Here is a 20,712-nt window from a genome sequence, read left to right as displayed (position 1 = left end):
CTGAGACTCTGAACGCCAAAAGGAATCCATCATGCCCCAGGCTCCCGTGCCACTCACGTCTCGTCCCGAATGGCGGGCCCTTGCCAGCCTCCAGCAAGCCCTGAAGAACACGCCCATGCGGGCGCTGTTTGAACAGGACCCGGACCGTGCGCGACGTTATTTCACGGAAGCGGCCGGGCTGTCCCTGGACTACTCCAAAAACCGCATGACCGACGACGTCCTTGCCGGCCTGATGGCCCTGGCACGGCAATGCGGCGTGCCGGAACGGACGGAAGCCATGTTCCGCGGTGACCGTATCAACGTCACTGAGGGTCGCCCGGCGCTGCACACCGCCCTGCGAAATCCAGGCGGGGATGCAATCATGGTCGATGGCATCGATATCATCCCCGAAGTGGAGCAGACACTGGCCCGTATGGCGTCGTTTACTGACGACATTCTTTCAGGCCAGCGCACGGGCTTTACCGGGAAAGCCTTTACGGACGTTGTGAGCATTGGCATTGGCGGTTCCTTCCTGGGACCGAAGCTGATCAGCGAAGCGCTTCAGCCATACCAGAACGGTCAGCTCAGCGGGTACTTCGTAGCCAACATCGACGGCTCCGACATTTCAGAAGTGCTGCGTCAGGTCAATCCGGAAACCACCCTGTTCCTCGTTCAGTCCAAGTCCTTCCGCACCCAGGAAACCCTGGAGAACAGCCAGATCGCCAGGGACTGGTTTCTGGAAAACGGCGGCTCGGAGGCGACAATTGCCAAGCATTTTGTTGCTGTTACCGCCAACCCCAAAGTGGCCGAAACCTTTGGCATAGCTGGCGAGAACATTTTCCCGATGTGGGACTGGGTAGGCGGGCGCTATTCCCTCTGGTCAGCCATCGGATTGCCGATCGCGCTGCTGGTAGGCATGACCAACTTCCGCGCCTTGCTGACCGGTGCCCACGCCATGGATCAGCACTTTCGCCATACCCCACTGGAGAAAAACCTACCGGTGATCATGGCCATGCTGGGCATCTGGTACAGCAACTTCTGGGGTGCCGAGACCCACGCCATCCTGCCCTATGACCATTACCTGGAAAGCCTGCCCGCACACTTGCAGCAACTGGACATGGAAAGCAATGGCAAATGCGTCACTCAGGACGGCCAGCCGGTATCCTACCCCACCGGCCCCATCATCTGGGGTGGTGTCGGTGCCAATGGCCAGCACGCCTACCATCAGTTGCTGCATCAGGGTACGCGATTGATTCCCGCAGATTTCATTATTCCGCTACAGAGTCACAACCCGGTGGGTGAGCATCACGCCATACTGTTTGCCAACTGCCTCAGTCAGTCACGGGCCCTGATGGCCGGTAAAACCGAGGAAGAAGCCCGCCAGGAGCTGGCCCGGGACGGGCTGTCACAGAACGACATCGCAACCCTGGCACCGCACAAGGTGATCCCCGGCAACAAACCGAGCAATACCCTGCTGATGGACAAGCTCACCCCGGAAACGCTCGGAGCACTGATTGCCCTTTATGAGCATCGAACTTTCGTTCAGGGCGTGATCTGGGACGTGGATTCATTCGATCAGTGGGGGGTGGAACTGGGCAAGCAGATGGGCAAAGGCATTCTGGATCAGATTATGGGTGACGCGGCACCGAAAGCCACCAGCGACAGCTCGACTGAGCAACTGATCCGGTTGTTCCGGTCAAAGCGCCCGTGAAATCCGCTTGCCCTGCCAGGTGAAGTCTATGGGCCAGAGCTTCTGGTCACCGGAGTACGACCGCCACAACTCCCGATAAGTCTTGCCGCAGACCGGGTGGCGGTCGTCCGGCGCAATATCGGACAGGGGCCAGAGTACGAACGCGTTCCTGAGGATTTCACCACGTGGCAGTTCCACACCATCGGTTTCACCCACGACACCGTTATAGGTGAGAATATCCAGGTCCAGTGTCTGCGCCCTGAACCTGGGCTCATCCCGGCGGCGACCATTGTCAGCTTCCAGTTGCTTGAAACGACGCGAAAGCTCACCAACGCTCCAGTCGGTATCCACACCGACCACCAGGTTGTAGAAAGGTGAGCCATCAAACCCGACGGCCTCACTTTCGTAGACGGGTGATATCGTCAGCACACCGAACCATTCCGACAGGGCATCCAGCGCCACCGTGACATAATGCGACCGGTTGGTATTGCTGCCGATGCTGATATAAACCCGCGCCCTGGCGGACATCACTCCTGCCCCCGCTCGATACGGACACCAACCGCTCTGGCAGTCGGCACCGCACCCGGTTTACGCAACGTCAGTTTCAGCCATGGTACTCCAAAATCCGCCTGTATCATGGCTGCCAGCCCCTCGGCCGCCGTTTCCAGAAGCTGCGGCCTGGCCTGCTGCAACCAGCGGGCCACCCGCTCGCTGACCGTGGCGTAATCCAGCGCATCCATCACATCATCGGACGCTCCGGGAATGCGGTTATCCCAGCCCATTTCCAGGTCCACCACCAGCCGCTGGGTGACTTCCCGCTCCCAGTCGTACACGCCAATCACCGCCTCAACGGCCAGGCCCTCAATCAGAACACTGTCTGCCACCGGATTATTACACTCTTTGCTGATTGAATAACGTACAGGCTACGGATACTGTGTAAATCTCGGCCTGCGGCGTTTGTGGGGCCGGCATTTTCGCATAAATCCACCGGACGCGTCTTTGCTCCGGAACAATTGCCCGTGAATTCAATGAGCGACCCGTTACTGATAGTCCTGCTGTGCACCCTGGCCTACGTGGCCGGCTCCATACTGTTTGCCCTTGAGATCTGCAAACTATGGAAGCTGCCGGACCCCCGCGCCCTGGGTTCCGGTAACCCCGGAGCAACCAACGTCTATCGCAACGGTGGCTGGGCGCCGGCGGTCCTGACCCTGGTACTGGATGCCGCCAAGGGCTTTGTGCCGGTGTGGCTGGCCCACGCCGCAGGCCTGTCGATCCTGGCACAGGCCATGGTTGCGCTGTGCGCCGTCACCGGCCACATGGTGCCACTCTTCTACCGTTTCAAAGGGGGCAAGGGTGTGGCAACCGCACTGGGCTCTGGTCTGGCGCTGGCACCACTGACCACCCTGCTGATGGCCGGGATCTGGCTGCTGGTCATTTGGCGCTGGCGCATTTCGGCGCTGGCATCGATCATAGCTATCGTTAGCGGCCCGCTGATCAGCGCACTCATCGAACCCAAAACCCTGCCCCTGTTTGGCCTGCTCGCCATCCTGATCGTCGTGCGTCACCGCAACAACCTGATTCGCCTGGCCCAGGGGCGGGAAACCAGGTTCTAATCCACCAGCCCGGTAGAGCGGGGCTGAGACACTGGTGGCAAGGTGTTCATCGGCCACCGCGGAACCGCCACAATGCGGTCACCATCCCGCTGCCCCGCTTGCAGACGCTGGCAACCAGCGTAAGCGATCATGGCACCGTTATCCGTACAGAATTCGGGGCGGGCATAGAACACACCGGCCCTGAGTTTTTCCGTCATCTTCTCCAACCCTGCCCTCAGGCGCTTGTTGGCGCTTACCCCGCCAGCAATCACCAGCCGTTTGCAGCCTGTCTGTTCCAGCGCCCGCCGACACTTGATGGTTAATGTATCCACCACTGCCGCTTCAAATGCCAGAGCAATATCCGCCCGGGTCTGGTCATCCAGAGCACCGGCCTCTTCCGCCGCCGTGACGGTATTGAGCGTAAACGTTTTCAGGCCGCTGAAGCTGAAGTCCAGCCCCGGGCGATCCGTCATCGGTCGCGGGAACCGATAGCGGCCAGGGGTGCCCTTCTCGGCCAGCGCCGCCACCCTCGGACCGCCAGGATAGTCCAGCCCAAGCATCTTCGCGGTCTTGTCGAAGGCCTCCCCGGCGGCATCGTCAACGGACTCGCCCAGCATTTCGTATTCGCCGATGCCATCCACACGAACCAGCTGTGTGTGACCACCGGACACCAACAGCGCCACAAACGGAAATGCCGGAGGCTGCGGTTCCAGCATCGGCGCCAGCAGGTGACCTTCCATGTGATGCACACCCAGCACCGGGATACTCAGGGCAAAACCCAGGGCGTGGGCGACGGAGCCACCCACCATCAAAGCGCCAACCAGACCCGGGCCGGCAGTGTAGGCGATCCCGTCAAGGTCTTTGCGGCTGCACCCCGCTTCCGCCAGCACCTGATCGCACAGGGGCAGTAACTTACGGACATGATCACGCGATGCCAGTTCAGGCACCACACCACCATAGTCCGCGTGCATATCGATCTGACTGAACAGGGCATGGGCCAACAGGCCCCGCTCACTGTGGTATAGGGCGACACCGGTCTCGTCGCAGGAGGTTTCAATTCCGAGAATCAGCATAGATAATGGATCACAACGGGTGGCATGAATGGTCAGGAGCGGTATTTTAGCAGAAAGCCGAAACCCACTGGCAGTTTCATCGAACAAACATTGACCTTACCCCGGAGCAGGGGCTATCATTGCCGCCCTTAAATACGCACTGGTCGAGTTTTAGCCAATCTGACCAGGTATCGAGTCGATTCGACGCACGAGTCGATCAGACAAAACAGAAACCGAATACATCAGGTAGGTGATTTTCGAATGCCAGCTGTTAAAGTGAAAGAGAATGAACCGTTTGACGTAGCCCTGCGTCGCTTCAAGCGTTCCTGCGAAAAAGCAGGTGTACTGTCGGAAGTACGTCGTCGTGAGCACTACGAGAAGCCGACAGCCGTTCGCAAGCGTAAGGCAGCCGCTGCCGTTAAGCGTCATCTCAAGAAGCTTCAGCGGGAACAGCGCAAGTTCGAGCGTCTGTACTAAGTTTCAGCTGACGCCGCTTGACTGCATACCAATGATCGCCTGTTAAGCCGCAGGCTGCACAGAGCGATTCCTAAATGCCGCCGAGGCCTGGCTTCGGCGGCATTTTTGGCTATTGGCGGCACTCAGCCGGCACCCTCTGCGCAACCGGAGTCATCATGAGCGGACTGATCCCTCAACGCTTTGTTGAAGATCTACTGGATCGGGTAGACCTCGCGGAGCTTATCGGATCACGCATTACGCTGAAAAAGGCCGGCGCCAACTACAAAGCCTGCTGCCCGTTTCATGATGAGAAGACACCGTCCTTCAACGTACGTCCGGACAAGGGTTTTTACCACTGTTTCGGCTGTGGCGCCCACGGCGACGCCATCAGCTTTGTACGGGAGTTTGAAGGACTGGGCTTTACCGAAGCGGTCGAGGAGCTGGCAAAACGTGCCGGCCTGGAAGTGCCCTACGACCAGAGCGCGCGACAGGAAATCCAGCAGGCCCGCACACTGACGGACGCGCTGGATTACGCCAGCCGCTTCTACCAGTCTGCGTTACGCAGTCCACAGGGCGAGTTTGCCAGGGACTACCTCAGACAACGGGGACTGGATGACAACATCATCCAGCTTTACCAACTGGGTTATGCGCCAGGCACAGGCACCGCTCTGTTCGATGCATGCGACAAAGACTTGCAGAGGCCACTGATTGAAACCGGCACCGTGTCCGACAAATACGGTCGGCCGAGGGACCTGTTCCGCAATCGGGTAATGTTCCCGATCCGCAACAGCCGGGGCAAGACCATCGCCTTCGGGGGGCGCACCCTCGGCGACGATAAGGCCAAGTACATCAACTCTCCGGAGTCCGATGTCTTTCACAAGAGCCGCGAGATTTACGGCCTGTACGAAGCCAAACAGGCCATCCGGCAGCTGGACAAGCTGCTGGTCGTGGAAGGTTATATGGATGTTATTGCTCTGGCGCAGCACGACATCCATTTTGCCGTCGCCACTCTCGGCACAGCGACAAACCAGGACAGCCTGACCGCCCTGTTGCGGCAGGCAAGACACATCGTGTTCTGCTTTGATGGCGACCAGGCCGGTTTCCGCGCCGCGGATCGGGCCCTGGAGAACGCGCTGGAACTGATGGCGGACGGTCTTCACCTGCAGTTTCTGATGCTGCCGGACGGCGAAGATCCGGACACGCTGGTCCGCAAGGAAGGCCCGGACGCCTTCAAAAAACGAATAGAAGGCGCCACGCCTCTGTCCCGGTACCTGTTTGACCGCCAGAGCGAGGGGCTGGACCTGCAGCTGCCGGAGCACCGGGGAGAACTCCGGGCCCGGGCGGAACCACTGCTGAGCAAGATGCCCAGAAGCACCCTGCGGGATGCCATGTGGCATGAAATGCTGCGCCTGTGCGGTGGCCGCAACGACTGGCAAAACCGCCGCCCACAAAACGGGCAGAAACGGTTCGGTGAACGCCGTGACAGAATCCAGGAAGAACGGATTGACGTCAGGCTCAGCAAGGACAGCACACTGTGCCTGGCCCTGCTGGAAGCCCCGGACATGGCCAGTGATGTCGTCGAACTGGCCCGCCAGTCGCGACAGTTTGGCCAGGCAAGGAGCTTCGCAGACTGGATACTGGAACGCCAGATCCGCGACCGTCACAACCTGGTGCGCACACTGGCCACGGACAAGCAGGCGAGGGAACGGTTTTATCGCCTGTTCGACGGCATTGAACATATACCGTCAAGGGAAAGCACCCTGGCCGGCGCCAGGGAACTGCTGACCCCGAATCAGGAAGCCGCCCGTAAGCAGCGCCTGATGTCATTACTGTCTGCCAAGCGAAGCCTTGCAGACCTTACGCCGGAAGAACGCCAGGAACTGAAAGCCCTGAGCGAGCGAGCCGAAGATTGAGCGGTCAGCCATGGCCGTCTTGGCAAAACAGGAAAATACAGGGTCAAACCTGTATTGCACTTGAAACTTGAAGCGTTGATCACCATCTAACCATCCGGTGGCAGAGCAACCGAGCGACAGCTATAATGGCTGTTTAACTTTTTTTCCTTTTACCAGCGAGTTCACAGGGTGTCTATGTCAGGCAATTCGCAGAAATCACGTTTGAAAGACCTCATTGCACGAGGCAAGGAACAAGGTTACCTGACTTACGCCGAGGTAAACGACCACCTCCCGGAAGACATTGCCGACCCGGATCAGGTCGAAGATATCATTCGCATGATCAATGACATGGGCATTCAGGTGTGCGAGGAAACCCCCGACGCCGACACCCTGCTCATGACTGAAGGTGACTCCACCGCCGACGAAGCCGCCGCCGCTGAAGCCGCTGCCGCCCTTGCCGCGGTGGAGACCGACGCCGGTCGCACCACCGACCCGGTTCGCATGTACATGCGGGAAATGGGCACGGTTGAGCTGCTGACCCGCGAAGGCGAAATCGTCATTGCCAAGCGCATTGAGGAAGGCATCCGCGATGTGATGGCCGCCGTGGCCCACTTCCCGGGCACCGCCGGCACCGTACTGCAGGCATATGAACGTATCATCGAGAACGAGGGCCGCATTAATGACATCGTTACCGGTTTTCTGGATCCGGATGATGCCGAACCGTTCATGGGTGAGGAAACCCCGGCGGAGAGCGCTAGCGACAGCGACTCTTCCGACGACGATGACGATTCCGAAGAAGAAACCGAAAGCGGCCCGGATCCCGAAGAGACCCGCCTGCGTTTCGAGTTGCTGAAAGAAAAACTCGATGCCGCTCACGAAGCGCTGGAAAAGCACGGTCGAGGCGACAAGAAAACCCAGGAAGCCCTGAACGAGCTGGGCCAGGTGTTTGCCCCCTTCAAGCTCGCCAACAAGGCCTTTGAAGAGCTGGTTAACGTTGTTCGCTCCACCAACGATCTGGTGCGTGAAAACGAGCGCGCGATCATGCAGATCTGCGTCCGTGAATGCAAAATGCCCCGCAAGGATTTCATCAAGTCTTTCCCGGGCAACGAAGTCAGCCTGGACTGGGCGGAGAAGATTAGCAAGAGCAAGAAACCCTATGCTTCTGCCGTCGGCGAGCGCATTGACGAAATCGTGCGGCTGCAAAAGCGCATCCACAACATCCAGACCGAAGTGGACCTGGACGTTTCTGACATCAAGGAAATCAACCGTCGCGTTTCAATCGGCGAAGCCAAGGCCCGCCGCGCCAAGAAGGAAATGGTTGAAGCCAACCTGCGTCTGGTTATTTCCATCGCCAAGAAATACACCAACCGCGGCCTGCAGTTCCTGGACCTGATCCAGGAAGGCAATATCGGCCTGATGAAGGCTGTCGACAAGTTCGAATACCGTCGTGGCTACAAGTTCTCCACCTACGCCACCTGGTGGATTCGTCAAGCCATCACCCGCTCCATCGCGGACCAGGCCCGCACCATCCGTATTCCGGTGCACATGATCGAAACCATCAACAAGCTCAACCGCATCTCCCGCCAGATGCTGCAGGAAATGGGTCGCGAGCCCACGCCGGAAGAGCTTGGCGAACGCATGGAAATGCCCGAGGACAAGATCCGCAAGGTACTGAAGATTGCCAAGGAACCGATCTCCATGGAGACCCCGATCGGTGATGACGAAGACAGTCATCTGGGGGATTTCATCGAGGACATCCAGGCACTCTCGCCGGTGGATTCGGCAACCGCCGAAGGCCTGCGGGAAGCCACACGCTCAGTACTGGCCGGCCTTACTGCCCGCGAATCCAAGGTACTGCGCATGCGTTTCGGGATCGAGATGAACACCGATCACACCCTGGAAGAAGTCGGCAAACAGTTCGACGTCACCCGGGAACGTATCCGTCAGATCGAAGCCAAGGCCCTGCGCAAACTGCGCCACCCTTCCCGTTCCGATCACCTGCGCGGCTTCATTGACGATCAGGGCAACGGATAACGCGGCAACAACAGTAGCGGGCGCCACCCCTCCCCGGTATAATGGCGCCCGCTTTGTTTCCCCTCCGGGGCAACTTCGTAAAGCAAACCTTAAAACAGCATTCGCTGCATAAGGGCCTATAGCTCAGTTGGTTAGAGCAGAGGACTCATAATCCTTTGGTCCCTGGTTCGAGTCCAGGTGGGCCCACCATTTTCCCGTCCCCATAAAAAACGCCCCTCATGGAGGAGCGTTTAAAACCGACCTAGTCAGCGTGTCACAAAGGCAAGCCGCTGTTTTATGACCGCTTTCCGGTCCAGCGACCCTTCAGCCCCATGGCAAATAAGCCGAGGCCCAGTAACGCCAGGGTTCCTGGTTCTGGCACAGTGACGGTGTCGCCAATCGGAGCGACGTGGCTGATGAGAAACTCCTCCCCGTCCGGCAAGTTGAATCCGGCACTCAACAAAGCAGTATCGATGACAGCCCAATCCAAGTTGACATTGTTTTCGAACAGTCCCCACCAGGTGGCATTCTTGATCAGAAAATACCCCGTCGGACTACCCAACTCGAAGCCGATCAAGGAGCTACTGCCATCCACGAACTGGTAGGAGACATCCTCTTCCTTCACACCATAGGTGGTGTCAGTTCCCAGGACACTATTGATCCAGCACGACTCTGCCGACGGACTACTACCCGGACCACATGAGCCCAGGTCATTGGTTTCTTCTACCAAGGGGTCGACTTCCCCAACTTCAACGCCCCCGATCATGAGCCCCCAAGCGGTACTGGCAAATGACACGGAAGCCAGCAACACCAGGGATTTTGAGAACGTTCCCATAGTATTTCTCCGTTAAACATTGTCTGTTAATGTTCACCGTTCAAACAGACATCTCCCTTATTTGGACGCGTTATGCCTAATAGTCAGGGTCCACAACTGGATAGTCCTCCGTAATCCGGATCTGACCTCATCCGAATCAGAAGCACAAGCCGCGCCAATGAATGAATCCTTCACCAGTACAATCACTTGGATCAGGCATAAGAAACCCTTTCCTGCCAGGCATCCTCACAACTGTAAATTTCATCGACATTTATGGAGAGAAAACCAAAACCCAGACCGATGGAACCAGGCCTCACGCCCCCAGACATCGGGCCGAAACTTCTCGGCGTCAGCTTTATTTACAAACGCAGAGCACACCAATTGCTAACCAGATCACAAAAACGCAACAAAACCCAATTTCCGGCGTCCATCAAAACCCACCGCAAATGCCATAACCGTGCCGGTTATACTCAGGATTGACCTGCCCCCAACACCACGGACGTCGCCAAAGCCAAACCTTTAGCCGGATCAATAGGCCTACTATCCCTCTCAATGATAAAGCGGTCACAAGAACCGCGAACGACTCACAATAACAACGGAGTACTCGAATGAATGGCTCTCCCATCTACAACAGGGGACTGCGGCCTGCCGCAGTTCCGGCTATGACGTTCCCCAGGAAAGCCCTCCTCGCCATGATGGCCGCCAGCATTGGCCTGGCGGGTTGTGGCGGAGAAGAACAAGCCATCCAGGACATAGATAACAGTCCTGGCGAACTTTATTTCAGCTACCCGGCCGCTGACCAGGCGGCGGTTCCGGTGACTACCCCGGTGTTCATGCGCTTTACCCGGGCATTATCTCTGGAGGAAAACGAGCTCTCCCCGGACATGCTGCATCTCGAAAGCGGCCAGGGTGAGGCGGTCGCGCTGACCGATCTGACCATGACGAGCGGCCAGCAAGGCATTGCCGCCCGGCCACAGCAACCCCTACAGCCGGGCACCCGCTATACGCTGGTCAACAATGGTCTGGCCACCAGCATGGGCGAGATCACACTGCCCGGTGGCGGTATTTCCTTTACCACAGCGCCCGCAACCCGGGGGCCGCTGCTCGGCCGCACCGAGGGCAATGGCTTTCGTGTTGCCCGCCTGATCCCAAAAGGGGACGACGCCTACCCGGCCACCGACATCTCGGTACTCCGTATCCAGTTTACCGAGCCAGTGAATGAACAGTCCCTGCGTTACGGTGAAACCATCAGCCTGCTGGATGCCAGCAACAACCCGGTACCTGCTGAAATGTACGTTCAGGGCCACCGGGTCACCGTGGACCCGGAAGGCGACCTGGACCCGTCCCAGACTTACACCATCAGCCTGACCGAGGGAATCCGCAGCACCATTGCCGATACGCCCCTTTCATTGCCAGCAGAAGCGCCGTGGACGTTCACACCACTGGATTCAGCCTCACCGAAGGGTGTCCGCGAACGCATGGCCCAGACGGCCACAACCGATACCGGAAAGCTGGCGCTGTCCGGCAAAGACTATAACTCGGTAAAGCTAAGCTCCCTGCTGCTGGGCGACAGCAACACCACCACGGCGACCGGCACTGTATTCGCCGAACTGGGCTTTATTCCGAAGTTCGAAAACGCCGGGCAGAGCGTGCCGCTCCGGATTGAGCGTGGCGCGCTGATGACGGGCTCTGACGTGGCCGTAAATGTGGCTGGAGCGCTGCCCGCCGGATTCTCGTCAGAAGCCGTGGAGGTTCGCTTCCTGTCCGATGCCAATGGCTTCCTGATGAAGAACCCGTACACAGATAACGAGAATGCTCCCCGGCTCGTCGAGCTCTATATCGACATGGCACTGAATACCGGTAATACCGTCGCCAATGCGGCCCTTGGCCAGGAACTGCTTCATGTACACCTGGTCGGCACCGCCATGGTCGAAGACGGTGCCCTGAACATTGAAGCAGTGGGTGTCATAGAACCCGACGTCATGGGAGTGGATGTCGCCTCGGGACTGATCTCCTTCCGCTTGGAAAGCTACCGCAATCCGGATGATGCCCCTGCCGAGTCAAGCTTCGCAGACAATGAAGCACCAACCATCAAAAGCTGGGTGCCGGGCGACGACAATCAAGACAAGTTTCGGCCGGGTGATCCTGTCATCGTCTATTTTTCTGAGCCGGTGCTGCCGGGGTCTGTTAGCCGCGAAAGCATTTCCCTGATTAAGGATGGCGTTGAACAACCAATCACCCACTCACTCAATGGTTCGGTGCTCTCCGTTCGGCCAGCATCGCCGCTGGAACACGGAGCGCACTACAGCCTGCTGTTGAACGGCATTCAGGACCTCGCCGGACATAGCCTGGCAGCGCCCCAGCTTGATTTCGAGCTGCCTCCCACTCTGGATGGCACTCCTGCCGACCAGTCTCCCATTGCCCTGACGACATTGCCGGGATTCCCCTGCGCCAAGGGTTCGGTCGATACCACCCACGGTCACCAGGGACAATGTTCCGGAGGCAAGGTATCGGATGATTTACTGCCGATTCCCTCACATCCGGGAAACCAGCCTATTACCGTGCGCTTTTCCCAGGACATTGACCCTACAACAATCGTCACGGGTGACTCGCTGACCATTGAATCCCTTGAGGATGGCGAATGGGCACCGGTAGCAACCACCGAATACATTCTCCAGACCGGACCACGACATATGGTGGTTACCCCGATGGTGGGGTGGGATGAAGGCACGCTGTATCGCTACACTCTTAACGCCAACAGTCCGATACGCTCAGTAGCCAACCTGCCACTGCAAACGGAAATCCTGACCCAAAGCACACGGGATCAGGACAACCGGACGTTTGGTGGTCAGCCATTGGTGAATTACTTTACCGCCACCAAACCGCTGAACGATCGTGTCGCCCTGCCACTGAGGAACCTGCCAGCGGCAGACGCCAATGCAGATCTCGCCTATCAGCCCGACCTTGAGGCAGGCTCCGTTTCCGGAGAAAGCATTCCCAACGCCGCTGGCATGAGAGCGACGGGGGTCAGCGCCATCAACGAAGAAACCCTGGTGCAAGGTGCCAACATTGGCTGTGCGGTTGCGCTCAACTGCGAGGAAGACCAGTACATCTACCTGAGCGCCATGCTGGACACCATCGTGGCAGGTGATACCGATGATAATGGTGACATCCCCGTTGATATATTGCCCTCGATACTCGCGACCACCTCAAGCAGCGTGTGGGCCTTTATCGATACCAGCTTTGTTGACGCCTTCCCTGATTTCGTACTGAGCGTGGATCTCAGTGAGAACGAGGAAATACCCACCGGGCCAATGCTCATGCGCATCCGGTATGACGAGAACGACGAGGGCCATCCGGTTCCGCCAAAAGGCAGGATCTATTCCGATGAAAACGGTGACCTCACGTTTGAAACGACCCTGAACGTCTACCTTGATGCACCCTACCTGAACCCCAGCATCGGACCTGCCGATCTCGGGCACAACCTGCGCAGTTACCCGATTGATCAGTTGGTTCTGAGGGGCCCCATCACATTCCTGGAGGACGGTAGAATGCAGATTGCGCTCGAAAACGTGGAAGCGCTCCCGATCGACGTTGAGGTCAGGGGGCAGATCGACATCACTGCCGAAAACACCGACGGTATCTGCGGGAACATCCTGTTTCAGTGGCTGTGTGAAGGCATTGCGAACGAAGCGATTGATGCCAACACCCGCATCCACCTGGAAATTCCGGCAGGAAAGCTACGCCTCAATTACATATCCCCCTACACCCAGTACTAGGCGATCCCCCACCCGAAAACACAGAGAGGCCGGCACTCGCTGGCCTCTTCTGCATTGATCGGAAACAAAATCTCGCAGTCACTCACACATTCCCAACAAAATCGGTTGGTTATAAGCTCGCTTTACTTCCTTTAGTCGTCAATGATGAGAAAAACGCAGAAGTGTTCTTTTCGACGAAGATTCATGTCATTGAAGCCAACGTCCCAAAAAGACAAGGTCGTTACACTCTGAAACAGTTATACCAGTATCCATCAATGTGACCAGGCTCATCACCTCAGTCACATGAACATGACAGACAAAAATAACAGGAGTCACATTCATGTCCGGTTCCCACCGTTTTGCAGTACGGGCACTTACGCTTGCCGTTACCACTACCACAGCAGGCTTTGCGGGCATCGCATCCGCCAGCATGGGCAACCTCGGCACATCCTATGGCGTTATGCCCGTGGACGTCGCCACCGCCCAGTCCCTGTCCATGTTTAACGACCAGGTCTCCGCTACCTACTACAACCCGTCATACCTGACCACTGACGAGCGTGGCGAACTGACCGGCGGCATTCTCCACGCCGAGCAGGAACTTCGCTCCGCCCGCTCAGACGCGGACGGAGACATTATTTCCGACTCCCCCAGTCAACATGTGTTGATTGGCATGAAAACCAACCTGGGCTCGCTCACCCGCTTCGACCACCCGATTTACCTGGGGTTTATTGCCGGCGTTGAAAAATACGGTAAGGAAATGCTCGCATTTTCTTCCGAAACCTCCGAAACCGGCCAATACCTCCAGTACGGCAAAGAGCCCCTGTTCCTGAACATCGGCGGCGCCACCCCACTCTGGCGCGGCATTTCCGGTGGCTTCTCGGTTCGCGTGACTCTTGAATCCACCGCCGAGCTGGACGCAGTATCCACCCTGGGTGGTGAAACCAGCCGTGAACGGCTGGCAGTAAATGCCGAGCCGTCCATGAAATCCATCCTCGGCACAACCATCAAGTGGGGCGACACGCTTTGTCCGGACAGCGACTGCTTCCTGGATGGCTGGGAGAGCGCGTTCACCTATCGCACCAAATCATCTGCCTCAACGTCCGTAAACTCCAATATCATCGTTACCCAGACCATCCCGGACCCGGGCCTGAGCCTGGCAGTGGCAACCATCGATTCCTTCCAGCCGGAAACACTCGGCTTTGGCACCCAGTACAAGGGTGATGGCTGGCGTATTGGCGGCAGCGTCGAGCAACAGAACTGGTCAGAACTGGAAGACGAGTTTGCCGGCGACACCATCCGCGATCAGGAGAATGTCAGTTCCGGGGACCGCATCCGCTTTGACGACATCCTGGTTCCCCGTATTGGTGCGGAATACGAGCTTGGCCAGCACTTTGCCATTCGCGGCGGCCTGGCTTATGAGGAGTCACCCCTGAAGACCACTCGTAATCCGGAACTGAATTACCTGGATACCGACAAAATCGTAGCCGGCCTTGGCATCAGCGCGACCTACAACCGTACCCGCCTGCTCGCCTACCCTGTACGTCTGGACATCGGTTACCAATACCAGCAATTACAGGAAAGGGATTTCACCATCGTCGATTTTGACGGCAACGAGCAGGAGGCCACTGCCGATGGTGATATCCATGTAATCAGCGGCTCCATCACCCTGAAGTTCTGATAAGAGGTCTGCCATGAACTACAAAAATACACTGGCATTGTTACCCGCTGCCATCCTCGCCGCCTGTGGCGGTGGGGATGGACAATCAATCAACGAACCGCGGACATCGGGCTCAGTCGTTTACTCCTACCCATCCGACGGTCAGGGTGAAGTCAGTCCGAAATCCGATCTGGTATTGCGCTTTTCCCATGCCCTCTCCGACGACAATGTTGCCAGCAAAATCCGCATTACCGGGGGTGGCAGCGAAGTCGCATTTTCAACCGAAGGAGTGGACGGCAACCGCAGCCTGAAAATCTCGCCGCAGGGAGAACTGGAACCCGGTACCGAGTACACCATTGAGTTCGCCGAAGGCCTGCTGGCAGAGGGTCACCGCATCATCCATACGCCGAACGCCGTTGGCGCGGCCGGCGTGCAATTCTCTACCCGCGGTGGATTAACCGGCATTGCGGGACTGGATAATACCGATGCCAGCTTCAAGGTAGCGGAAATGATTCCGGCTCCTGGCACAGTGTTCAGGCCCATGGACATTTCCACATTCCGTCTTCGCCTTACCCAGCCGGTTCATCCCGAGTGGAAAGAGATGGGCGGCGTGATTGAGATGACAGACAGTAACGGTGACAAGGTGCCCACTACCGTTCTGGTCAAGGGCCGCCTGGTCACCATCGATCCCTGCGTACCTGACACACCAGAGCTGTGCGGTCGCGATGATGACTTCCTGACGCCAGGTGAAACCTACACCGTATCCATCAAAAATCTGCCTGGTATCAATGGCGACGTGCTGGCGAATTTCAGTGAAGAGATTACGCCACGTGATACTGGCCCGAGAGTCGTTCTGTTCCAGGAGGTCATCGATTCAGGCCTGAATGCGGGCAGCACAGAAATCGACGCCCGCCGCTCGAAACTGAACGGTCAAATCATCAACGGCGTCACCCTGAACTCCGTTCTACAGGGTACCGCCGGCCCTTCACAGGAGACCGGAGGCCTGTTTGCCGAACTGGCATTTGCCCCTGCCTTTGAGGCTGACGAGCCCTTGCCCCTGCGCGTGCCCAAAGGCAGCCTGTTGAACAGCAGCAGTCTCGACGTGAGAATTAATGGCACGGTACCGATCATTGACCCGGACACCGGCGACATTCAGCAGACCGGCAACATCAAGGTCACCATGCTGTCTGATGCCACCGGCTACCTGATGCCCAACCCCTACACCGACGACCTGAGCGCGCCCCGCCACGTCAAACTGTTCATGGACGTATCCATGAACACAGAGGAAGCACAACCCAATGCCTCCCTGTCTCAGGACCTGCTGGGGGTTGAGCTGACCGGTATCGCACTTGTCGAGGACGGCGTACTGACGATTGACGCGATCGGTATGGTCGAGCCCAACCTGCTTGGCCAGGAATTTACCGACTCCACCATCGCGTTCAGAATCGAAGCAGCCACCGACTCCACATCGCAACTGGATGCTGCAGATCAACGTGACGAAGAACTGGAAGACCTGACCGGACCACAACTGGTCAGCTGGATGCCCGGCCCCGTGGATGCGGTTCCTGCTACCCGACAGGATATGCAGCGTCCGGGTGACCCGGTGGTGCTGAACTTTGACGAGCCACTGGACCACGACTCGGTTCCGGGGAATGTCACGCTCTCCAGTAGCGAAGGCGATGTCGCCAACCTGAAAACCAAAGTTGACGGCACTGTGCTGGTGATCAACCCGGAAGGTGGCCTCAAGCATGGGGTGGAGTACACCGTGAGTGTTAACGGTGTGACCGACATCTCAGGCAACCCTGCTAATGTTCCGGCGCTTAACTTTAGCTTGCCGAAAATTAGCGACGGCACCGAAGCCGCTCCTGTTTCTCCCTTGGCCTTAACAACCTATCCCGGCTATCCATGTGTGACAGAGAACCTCGATGTTGCAAATGGCAGCCACGGTACCTGCGTCGACTCTCCAGACGCACCCGCCGATATTGAGCGGGATCAGCTACCAGTCACCACCTTGCCAAAGGACCGCCCGATTGTCGTGAAGTTCTCCCAGTCGATGGATTTGGAAACGATCAATGACACTTCATTCGTGGTAGAGAAAGTCGCGGACCCTTCCGCTCCAGCAGCAGTTGGCGATGAGGAAGTTGTATCGGGGCGACTGGAGAAAAACCATCAGCAGATTCGCTTCTATCCGGATGAGGCTTGGGAAGTCAACGCCACCTACCGCTATACGATGAAGTCTGCAGTGGATGGCAACTGCGGCAGCGGTGAGATCGTCTGCTCCTCTGAGCAGATGCCGCTACAGACAGACTTGCTGGTAGACCCGTCAGACACAGGGGGACCAAACCTCACGATCTATTTCACTGGTGCTGAGTCCATATCCAGCGTATTTACTCCCCTGCGCAATCTTCCGATTCGGGACACCAATTCAAACTACGTGATTGACTGCGACTCTCCAGAAGGCACTGACTGCCTCGAGCCTTTTGCGCATGTAGAGGACGGCAACGGAGGATTCCTTCCTTCTGCTAATGCCAGCAAACTTCTTGTAATTGATGAAGATGGCGACGGCGTGGGTGATAGCAGTGCTGGCAACGCGCGGGTCGGCTGCTCCCCGGATGGTGGACCAGAAACAGATTGCCCAGAAAACAAGTTCATATACCAGACCTATGCGCTGGATACCGAGGTCGTCGGTCCAGAACTAGACGAGAACGGCAACCAGATAGGTGTTCGCATACTGCTCTACCCGACTCAGTTAGCCACAACTTCGGCTACGGTATTCGTCAGCGCGAACCTGCTGCTGGGATCAGACATTGAATCCAGCACAGGCACTCAGATCCTCCGAATGACTTATGGTGAACCAAGCGAAGATAACCCGCTCGGCTTGGTGGAAGGAGTAATATCGGAAGGTCCAGACGGCAGACCCACATTCAGTACGACGGCAGACCTTACCCTGGATGCACCCAACCTGAGCGGTGTTGACAGTCACGATGTCTACAGCAAACCTGTTCAGTTGAAGCTTTCAGGTCCCATCACATTCTTCGATGATGGTCGCATGCAGATAGAGCAAAGGACTATTGAAGCAGAGGACATTACTGTCAATGCAGTATCCTTTGGCCTCGTAGCTGTAGAAATTCCCCTGCAAATCCCGGAAAACGGGGTTTATCTGAACTTCCTCTCCAACCCAATCAAGGAGATCCCGGAAGAGTATTAACCGGCAAGGCTCACCCGCACTCCAGGCCAGCCTTCGGGCTGGCCTTTTTAATGGCCGTTTCTGCCAAATCAGGCTTTTCCCCTTACCTGCATTTCCTGCTAATCTGGTTGCCTGTTGAAACCAACTCCATTGTTCCTATCGGCAGGCGGGCAGGGTGTTCCGGAACCGTGCGGAGCCATGGATGGCGGAGCCCGAGCGTTACAGGGATGTATTCAAAGCGTGTTCCGGAACACCCTGCCCGCCTGCCGATGCACCCAATTCAATAATAAGACCACGAACAGAGAGAGAGAACCCATGGAAAACGGCACCCACTACCGTACCTGCCACCTGTGTGAAGCCATGTGTGGCGTCGCCATAGAGGTCAAGGATGGACACATTACCTCCATCAAAGGTGATCAGGACGACCCGTTAAGCCATGGCCACATCTGCCCCAAGGCCGTCGCCCTGCAGGATCTTCACGAAGACCCCGAGCGCCTGAAAAAGCCGATCCGTAAAACAGCCAATGGCTGGCAGGAAATGGATTGGGATGAAGCCTTCGATCTGGTGGCCGACCGCCTGCACCGGGTGCGCAAGGAACAGGGCCGCAACAGCATCGGGGTGTACCTGGGAAACCCGAACGTCCATAACCACGGGTCACTGGTCGCCACCATGCCTTTTTTGCGGGCCATAGGCAGCCAGAATAGATTCTCCGCCACCTCCAACGATCAACTGCCCCACATGCTGGCCAGCCTGGAAATGTTCGGGCACCAGATCCTGTTTCCGATTCCCGATATCGACCGTACTGACTTGTTCATCTGCATCGGCGCCAACCCCATGGCCTCCAATGGCAGCCTGATGACAGTTCCGGACGTCCGCGGGCGACTGAAAGCCCTGAAAAACCGCGGCGGCAAGATGATCGTGGTGGATCCCCGGCGCACGGAAACCGGCAAACTGGCCGACGAATTCCATTTCATTCGTCCCGGCACCGACGCACTGTTGCTGATGGCGATGGTACACACCCTGTTCGATGAAAGTCTGGTCAACCTTGGCCATGCGGAGAGCTGGACAAAGGATGTCGACCTGCTGCGCCTGGCGTCTCTGGGTTTTACCCCGGAGGCTGTCGCCCCACACACCGGACTTGATGCCGAAGCCATTCGCCAACTGGCACGGCAACTGGCCTCGACGCAGAAAGCCGCACTGTATACCCGTATGGGCACCAGCACCCAGGCCTTTGGAGGCGTAGCAACCTGGCTGGCCTACTGTCTGAACATTTTGACTGGCAAGCTCGACGCCACCGGTGGAGTCATGTTCACCCAGCCCGCTATTGACCTGATCGCTTTGGGCGGTATGTCCGGCCAACAGGGACATTTCGGCAACCGTTTCAGTCGGGTGAAAAAACTGCCCGAGTTCGCAGGAGAATACCCCGCCAGCACCATGGCGGATGAAATGCTGACGCCGGGGGAAGGCCAGATCAGGGCATTTGTCACCGTTGCCGGCAACCCGGTGCTGTCCAACCCCAATGGCGGCCGACTGGAGAAGGCTCTGGAAGGGCTCGACTTCATGGTATCAGTGGATTACTACCTGAATGAGACCACCCGCCACGCGGACATCATCCTGCCCCCCACAGCGGCCCTTGAACGCAGCCATTATGACCTGATTTTCAGCATGTTTGCGGTGCGCAACTACGCCAAATACAGTGAGGCCCTGTTCGAGGCCGGTGAGGATTCCCGCCACGACTGGCAGATCCTGCTGGAGTTGGCACACCGCCTGGAAAAAAAACGCAAGGGTGGCCGCCTGCCCCTGCGCGCAGAACTGGGCTGGCGTGCTTTCAAACAGGTCGGACCAGATCCCATCCTGGACCTGCTGCTGCGCTCCGGGCCCTACGGCGCTGACATCGGACCTGCACGAGGGCTGGTCCAGCCGGCTATTGATCTGGTCATGGACATCCTGCCCAGCCGCCATCCACTTCAGGGCATCGCCAGGCTCAGCCCCCTCAACCGTCATTGGCAGGATCTTCCCAAAGGGCTGTCCCTGACGACCTTGCGAGACAACCCTAACGGCGTCGACCTGGGCCCTCTCAGACCCTGTATGCCGGAGCGATTGTTCACCCGCGACGGTAAGGTGAACCTCGCACCCAGACGCTACCTGCAGGATCTGGCCCGGCTTCACGACCTGTTGGCGAGCCCTGTCACGGATGGTCTTCTGATGATTGGTCGCCGCCATGTTCGCAGCAACAATTCCTGGATGCATAACAGCGAAAGACTGGTCAAGGGCAAGGATCGCTGCACCCTGATCATCAACCCCAGGGATGCAGCGCGTTGCGGACTTCAGCCAGGCGATTCAGCGGAAATCACCTCGGACTCAGGCGATGTATCCGGTAACATCGTGCTACCCGTTGAGATTACCGAAGATATTATGCCCGGTGTCGTGTCCGTTCCCCATGGCTGGGGCCACCATCGTCCCGGCACCAGTCAGTCGGTGGCATCGGCCCACGCCGGGGCCAGCATCAACGACGTGCTGAGTGACCAGCAGGTAGACCCTTTGGTGGGTACATCGGTCCTCAACGGCCAGAAGGTCAAAGTGAAGGTCTGGCGAGCGGAACGCCAGCGTAAACGCGCGTAA

Annotated in this window: 13 protein-coding genes and 1 tRNA gene; 10 read left to right on the top strand and 4 right to left on the bottom strand. The window is 57.7% G+C overall.

What is annotated here, in order from left to right:
• The first annotated feature begins 31 nt into the window (after positions 1–31).
• On the top strand, positions 32–1,690 hold the full coding sequence (pgi, locus tag EHN06_RS03660; protein ID WP_127330304.1) for a glucose-6-phosphate isomerase: 1,659 nt from the start codon (positions 32–34) through the stop codon (positions 1,688–1,690).
• Here the strand turns inward: pgi and folK are convergent.
• Positions 1,676–2,197 (bottom strand): 2-amino-4-hydroxy-6-hydroxymethyldihydropteridine diphosphokinase, encoded by a 522-nt coding sequence (gene folK, locus EHN06_RS03655; protein WP_127330302.1) that lies wholly within the window; start codon positions 2,195–2,197, stop codon positions 1,676–1,678. The two genes, pgi and folK, sit on opposite strands and share 15 nt — an antisense overlap.
• Complete coding sequence (gene folB / locus EHN06_RS03650) at positions 2,197–2,553, bottom strand: dihydroneopterin aldolase (RefSeq protein WP_127330300.1); 357 nt, start codon at positions 2,551–2,553, stop codon at positions 2,197–2,199. Before folB ends, folK begins: the two co-directional genes overlap by 1 nt.
• A 159-nt stretch (positions 2,554–2,712) precedes the next feature.
• Between folB and plsY the strand changes: the two genes are divergently transcribed.
• A complete protein-coding gene (plsY, locus tag EHN06_RS03645) occupies positions 2,713–3,282 on the top strand; it encodes a glycerol-3-phosphate 1-O-acyltransferase PlsY (RefSeq protein WP_228257459.1) in 570 nt (189 codons plus the stop codon).
• On the opposite strand, the gene tsaD is transcribed toward plsY, so the two are convergent.
• Positions 3,279–4,334 carry a tRNA (adenosine(37)-N6)-threonylcarbamoyltransferase complex transferase subunit TsaD gene (gene tsaD / locus EHN06_RS03640; RefSeq protein WP_127330296.1) on the bottom strand — a complete coding sequence of 352 codons (1,056 nt, stop codon included), beginning with the start codon at positions 4,332–4,334 and terminating at the stop codon, positions 3,279–3,281. The genes plsY and tsaD overlap by 4 nt on opposite strands.
• Before the next feature lie 240 nt (positions 4,335–4,574).
• On the opposite strand from tsaD, the gene rpsU reads away from it, so the two are divergent.
• From rpsU to EHN06_RS03620, 4 genes are all read left to right on the top strand, one after another.
• Positions 4,575–4,790, top strand: coding sequence for a 30S ribosomal protein S21 (gene rpsU, locus EHN06_RS03635; protein ID WP_007153483.1), 216 nt, complete (start codon positions 4,575–4,577; stop codon positions 4,788–4,790).
• Between the two features lie 155 nt (positions 4,791–4,945).
• Positions 4,946–6,682, top strand: a complete 1,737-nt coding sequence (dnaG, locus tag EHN06_RS03630; RefSeq protein ID WP_127330294.1) for a DNA primase — start codon at positions 4,946–4,948, stop codon at positions 6,680–6,682.
• Between the two features lie 174 nt (positions 6,683–6,856).
• On the top strand, positions 6,857–8,695 hold the full coding sequence (gene rpoD / locus EHN06_RS03625) for an RNA polymerase sigma factor RpoD (protein ID WP_127330292.1): 1,839 nt from the start codon (positions 6,857–6,859) through the stop codon (positions 8,693–8,695).
• 112 nt (positions 8,696–8,807) lie between these two features.
• Positions 8,808–8,884, top strand: a tRNA-Ile gene (locus EHN06_RS03620).
• Between the two features lie 85 nt (positions 8,885–8,969).
• Here the strand turns inward: EHN06_RS03620 and EHN06_RS03615 are convergent.
• On the bottom strand, positions 8,970–9,509 hold the full coding sequence (locus EHN06_RS03615) for a PEP-CTERM sorting domain-containing protein (RefSeq protein ID WP_127330290.1): 540 nt from the start codon (positions 9,507–9,509) through the stop codon (positions 8,970–8,972).
• Between the two features lie 587 nt (positions 9,510–10,096).
• On the opposite strand from EHN06_RS03615, the gene EHN06_RS03610 reads away from it, so the two are divergent.
• The 4 genes from EHN06_RS03610 (at position 10,097) to EHN06_RS03595 (ending at position 20,712) form a co-directional block, all read left to right on the top strand.
• Complete coding sequence (locus EHN06_RS03610; protein ID WP_228257402.1) at positions 10,097–13,267, top strand: Ig-like domain-containing protein; 3,171 nt, start codon at positions 10,097–10,099, stop codon at positions 13,265–13,267.
• A 319-nt stretch (positions 13,268–13,586) separates the two neighbouring features.
• The gene (gene aupA, locus EHN06_RS03605; protein ID WP_127330288.1) at positions 13,587–14,924 is read left to right on the top strand and encodes an alkane uptake protein AupA; all 1,338 of its coding nucleotides are present in this window, start codon (positions 13,587–13,589) and stop codon (positions 14,922–14,924) included.
• 13 nt (positions 14,925–14,937) lie between these two features.
• Positions 14,938–18,111: an Ig-like domain-containing protein gene (locus EHN06_RS03600; RefSeq protein ID WP_127330286.1), complete on the top strand. Its 3,174-nt coding sequence runs from the start codon at positions 14,938–14,940 to the stop codon at positions 18,109–18,111.
• Between the two features lie 294 nt (positions 18,112–18,405).
• Positions 18,406–20,712, top strand: coding sequence for a molybdopterin-dependent oxidoreductase (locus EHN06_RS03595; protein ID WP_127330284.1), 2,307 nt, complete (start codon positions 18,406–18,408; stop codon positions 20,710–20,712).

It is taken from the genome of Marinobacter sp. NP-4(2019), from assembly GCF_003994855.1.
Taxonomy (GTDB): Bacteria; Pseudomonadota; Gammaproteobacteria; order Pseudomonadales; family Oleiphilaceae; genus Marinobacter.
The sequence above is the reverse complement of the archived record's forward strand: the minus strand, read 5'-3'. Positions and strand labels throughout refer to the sequence as shown.